The following is a 3,687-nucleotide window of genomic DNA, read 5'->3' as shown; positions in this document are numbered from 1 at the left end:
TCACCTGACAGGTGCCTTCCGTCCGGGATAGATGAGACCCTCAGCAAGTCCTATCTTCCCAGGCCGGAAGGCATCTTCCTTTCAAGATCCACTATATGGACCCGCCCTTAATGAAGGGCTGAGGCTAAGCGCTCAACACCTGCGACATGAGGTAGCCCTGTGGGGTATCGAGTGCCCGATGCGTAGTTGATGTCTGGCTCACGACGGCAACTCTGAGTATGTCGTGGCGCCTTTCGCGAAACCACGCCTGCCGTGCCCCCCGCCCCGGGGCTCCCAGTCCTCGCGCGTGAGCTACGGACAGCGTGATGGAGGGGCCACTTGGTGCTGTCATGTCTATCTAGCACAGCGCGGACTTCAGTTCAAGGCGATTTAGGTATTGATGCTTATTTCCTTCTCGGGTTAGGGTTTGATCAATCGGTCAAGAGGAGGCTCAGTGCGAAAGCTGTCGAGAACTGCAATCAGGGGCTTAGTCGTGTCGGGTGCTGCGGCGGTAGGCATTGCCGTCGCGGCAGCCCCCGCCTTCGCTGATCACGGGGCATGGATGACGGTCTCGTATTGGAGTAGCTTCGAGAAGTGCAACACGCAAGCGATCGGCCTGAACATTAACCCATTCGACTCGTGGAGCGAAGCCTCGTGCCACCGTCTCCCAGACGGCCGGTGGGCCTTGGTTGCGCTGCACAGTAACTAGGCTTCAACGTCAGGCCGGGCTTGCGCTAGGTGCGGGTGTCGAGGGTCATCGGGTTGCCGCCAGTCCGATGGCCCTCGGCTTCCTCTGGGTTGACTGCTTTCACTATCGAGCTATATTCCTGATATGTTTGCGGTTCCTGTCAATGCTCTATGGGAGGCGGCGGGCTTCTACTATTTGCACGCGTGGTTCGCCGGACTTGCTTCTGATGAATGCGCTATTTTGCTACTTTGTGCAATTTGAGGGACTTGGCGAATATGCCCGTGATCGTGGCTTCGTTTTCCTCTTGCGAGTCCCAGCCGTATTCTTGCAGCTAGTCCTCTGCTCTCCCGCATTTTCGCGCCTCCGGCTGTGACGTTGATTATTTCCTGTCAGTCTAGGCGGATGAGGTCTCCTGCCCAGGAGATCGGCCAGTGTGGCCGGAAAGGCGCGGGTCTTTCCGGGGTGATCGGGCTGGCTGTGCAGGCAGGGAGATTTGCAGACGGATTCGGTTGTCGGCCAGTAATCAACTACTGGTGTCGCCACTGGTGTGACCCGGCGACCGCGGCCGGATGCTCATCGACACCGCCCGGCTCCCCCGATGCTGTTGCGCGTACTGGCCGACTTGGTGGGCTTGGAGGACTGCGGGCAGGCTTGGCGCAGGTGCTGTCGCGCATCTGGCGCCAACCGAGAGCCCGCGTCGGCGCCGTCCTCCGGTCAGGACTTCGGACCGACGTGGTGGTCGAGGGCGGCGACTGCCTCCCGGCGGGCAACTGAGAGCGAGTTGCGGAGGTTCATCCGCCAAGCGATGCCGCGCCGGTCGAGTGCCTGCTGGCGCAGGCCCATGATGTCGGCCGATTCGTTGACAAACATGTAATGGGGATAGGCGTACTTCTTTTTCCCCGAGGCCGCGCAGAAAGTCGCCCGGTGCGCCTCGAAGACGGCCTGCTGCCAGTCGGCCAGGACGATCGGACGCTCGTGCTTCTTGCCGGGCCGTGCTGCGGTAGTAGGCACAGCCAGTGCTTCCCGTAACTCTGCACGCTGACGCAGCCCGGTTTCTGGACCCGCTGCACCTTCTCGGCCAGCACCGCTCACATGGCGTCGTCGCACGCTTCGATCAGACCCGGCCAGCAGTCGCTGCAGGCGATCCGGAGCACCGGCACCCGGGCCTTGGTCACGAGGTGCCCGTCGCCGAGGTAGAGGCCGAGGAGATAGGCGTAGGCCGCCGGTGTCTGTCGGAACCTGCATGTCGTCACGACAGCGGAAGCACCGCAGTGCGGTGCCCTGCTGCTTCGACACCGGCCGATCCTTGCACCAGTGGCGGACCGTCGGATAGGAGAGGCCCATGGCCCGCGCCACCTCAGCGACGGTCGCGCCGTCGAGGTCGAGACGTCGCGCCCGGGCGCGCAATTCGGGTGGATGCACAGCCCCATGTTCGAACGCCTGTATGACATTCTGGTGCCCTCGGTGGGATTCGAACCCACACTGTATGGAGTTTGAATCCATTGCCTGCTGCCAGTTGGGCTACGAGGGCGTTCCGTGATTCGGCCTCGACAGCCTACCCGCTAGGCTGGAGGCGGCGACACCCGGCAGGGCGGGTGTCGGGCTCGAACCGGTGGGAGTGGCTCGTGGGCGAGATGCAGGCGGACGCCGAGCGCAAGCGCGTTCTGATCGCCGAGGACGAGGCGCTCATCCGGCTGGACCTGGCCGAGATGCTTGTCGAAGAGGGCTACGACGTGGTCGGCGAGGCCGGTGACGGCGAGACCGCCGTCAAGCTCGCCGAGGAGCTCAAGCCGGATCTGGTCATCCTCGACATCAAGATGCCGATCATGGACGGGCTGGCCGCCGCCGAGCGGATCGCCGGCGCGCGCATCGCCCCGGTGATCATCCTGACCGCGTTCAGCCAGCGTGACCTGGTGGAGCGGGCGCGGGCGGCCGGCGCGATGGCGTACCTGGTCAAGCCGTTCCAGAAGAGCGACCTGGTGCCGGCGGTCGAGATCGCGCTGTCCCGCTACTCGGAGATCGCCGCGCTGGAGTCGGAGGTCGCCGGCCTCACCGACCGGCTGGAGATCCGCAAGACCGTGGAGCGCGCCAAGGGCGCGCTGATGACCACGTACGGCATGACCGAGCCGCAGGCCTTCAAGTGGATCCAGCGCACCGCGATGGACCACCGGATGACCATGAAGGAGGTCGCCGAGCGGATCCTCGCGGAGACCGCCGGCGGCGAGGTGGAGCAGCCCGCGTCCTGACCTCCCGCGGAGGCGTCCGATCGATAGGATCGGATCCATGCCTTCCGCGCGCGCCCGGCCGGTCCTCGTCGCCGTCGTCGCCGCGCTGCTCCTGGTGGCCTGCCACGCGACGCCGCGACCGCTGCCCGAGCCCGCCCCTGTACGCCCGCAGTGGCAGCCCGTGGAGCTGGCCCTTCCCGCCGGCGCCACCGGACGTCCGGTGCTGCGCGACGTCGCGCGGTGCGCCGGCCGGTGGTACGTGGTGGGCGGGCTCGTCGACCCGGCGGGGGAGACCCGCCCGGCGGCGTGGTCCTCATCGGACGGCGTGACCTGGTCGCCGATCCCGGTGCGCGCGCAGACGTTCTACGGCCGTCAGCACGTGCTCTACGCGGTGGCGTGCCGCGACGACGGGATGGCGGCGCTGGGTGCGAAGACCGGTGGCGTGCACGGCAATCCGCGTACCGGAACGTGGGTGTGGGGTCCGGGCGGGCCGTTGCGGGAGGTGCCGGCGGCGTTCGAGTTGTTCGGCGGCCCGCGCGCGGTGAGCGCGTCGCGGCTGGCGGCCGGGCCGGGCGGCTGGCTGGTGGCGGGGACGCGCGCGGACGGCGCTGCGGTGTGGCCGTCGCCGGATGCCGAGGGGTTCGTCCTGCGCGAGGGCGTCGCGGAGCTGGCCGGCGACGGCCGGGGCCGGACGGCGGCGTACGACGTGGCGGCGGTGGGGTCGGGCTGGCTGGTGGTGGGGTCGTTGCTGCCGCCCGGCGGTACGGCCCGGGTGCCGCTCGCGTGGTCCTCGGC

At 67.0% G+C, this 3,687-nt stretch carries 3 protein-coding genes, 1 tRNA gene and 1 pseudogene; 2 read left to right on the top strand and 3 right to left on the bottom strand.

Features of this window, described 5'->3' with window-relative positions; all coding sequences use genetic code 11:
• Positions 1 to 1,381 precede the first annotated feature (1,381 nt).
• The 3 genes from ABD52_RS41330 to ABD52_RS36735 form a co-directional block, all read right to left on the bottom strand.
• Entirely contained in the window at positions 1,382 to 1,678 is a 297-nt protein-coding gene (locus ABD52_RS41330) for a hypothetical protein (RefSeq protein WP_235437683.1), read from the bottom strand.
• 77 nt (positions 1,679 to 1,755) lie between these two features.
• The gene (locus ABD52_RS41325) at positions 1,756 to 1,920 is read right to left on the bottom strand and encodes a hypothetical protein (RefSeq protein ID WP_235437682.1); all 165 of its coding nucleotides are present in this window, start codon (positions 1,918 to 1,920) and stop codon (positions 1,756 to 1,758) included.
• Between the two features lie 200 nt (positions 1,921 to 2,120).
• Positions 2,121 to 2,198, bottom strand: a tRNA-Leu gene (locus ABD52_RS36735).
• A 94-nt stretch (positions 2,199 to 2,292) separates the two neighbouring features.
• On the opposite strand from ABD52_RS36735, the gene ABD52_RS36730 reads away from it, so the two are divergent.
• Positions 2,293 to 2,913, top strand: coding sequence for an ANTAR domain-containing response regulator (locus ABD52_RS36730; RefSeq protein ID WP_047894795.1), 621 nt, complete (start codon positions 2,293 to 2,295; stop codon positions 2,911 to 2,913).
• 37 nt (positions 2,914 to 2,950) lie between these two features.
• A pseudogene (locus ABD52_RS36725) lies at positions 2,951 to 3,687 on the top strand (hypothetical protein); the annotation flags it as partial.

Origin of the sequence: Micromonospora sp. RV43 (assembly GCF_001029515.1) — a bacterium.
GTDB lineage: Bacteria > Actinomycetota > Actinomycetes > Mycobacteriales > Micromonosporaceae > Micromonospora > Micromonospora aurantiaca.
This window is presented reverse-complemented; position numbering and strand designations above follow the sequence as displayed.